Origin of the sequence: Pseudomonas sp. Sample_10 (assembly GCF_004321495.1) — a bacterium.
Lineage (GTDB): Bacteria > Pseudomonadota > Gammaproteobacteria > Pseudomonadales > Pseudomonadaceae > Aquipseudomonas.
This window is the reverse complement of record NZ_RCOE01000038.1, coordinates 1-835: the sequence shown is the minus strand read 5'-3', so window position 1 is coordinate 835 and position 835 is coordinate 1. Positions and strand designations below refer to the sequence as shown.

The window sequence follows — 835 nt, the reverse complement described above, 5'->3', positions numbered from 1 at the left end:
GAGAAGCAGCCGGCCATGTGCTGGATCATCGGCACGATCGGGTTGAGCATCGCGCTGCTATTGCCGTCCTGGCGTACTTCACCGTTGATGGTCAGGCGGATGCCGATGTCAGTCAAATCAGCGAACGTGCTGCCGGAAACGAACGGAGCGATCACCGCCGCGCCATCGAAGGACTTGGCGATTTCCCAGGGCAGCCCCTTGGATTTCAGCTCGGCCTGCTTGTCGCGCAGGGTCAGATCCAGCGCCGGGGCAAACCCGGAGATGGCGTCGAGCACTTCTTCCACACTCGGCTTGGTCGACAAGGGCTTGCCGATCAACACCGCGATTTCCGCTTCGTAATGCACCGAACCGCGCTCGGTCGGAATGCTGAAACCGCCTTCCAGCGGCACCACGCAACTGCCCGGCTTGATGAACAGCAGCGGCTCGGTCGGTACCGGATTATCCAGCTCCTTGGCGTGTTCGGCGTAGTTACGGCCGATGCACACCACTTTTCCCAGCGGGAAGTGAATGCGCGTACCGTCGACATACTGGTGCTGATAGCTCATTACCGACTCCTGCTTCGTTGGCTCTTAAAGTTCGAAAAATCAAACAGCGAAAATCTTGCCCGGGTTCATGATGCCGTTCGGATCGAACACCGCTTTGACCGCTTTCATGTACTCGATCTCAACCGGCGAACGGCTGTAGGTCAAGTAATCACGCTTGGTCATGCCCACGCCGTGCTCGGCAGAAATCGAACCGTTGTACTTCTCGACGGTTTCGAACACCCACTTGTTGACGGTGGCGCACTTGGCGAAGAACTCGTCCTTGCTCAGGTTTTCCGGCTTGAGGATGTTCA

General features: G+C 57.8%; 2 protein-coding genes. Both read right to left on the bottom strand.

The window, feature by feature from the left end; translation table 11 throughout:
• On the bottom strand, positions 1-545 hold a 545-nt coding region (locus tag D8U18_RS03375), incomplete at its 3' end, for a fumarylacetoacetate hydrolase family protein (RefSeq protein WP_131107021.1).
• Positions 546-584: 39 nt separating this feature from the next.
• The coding region (locus D8U18_RS03370) for an FAD-linked oxidase C-terminal domain-containing protein (protein ID WP_277752456.1) at positions 585-835 on the bottom strand (251 nt) is incomplete at its 5' end.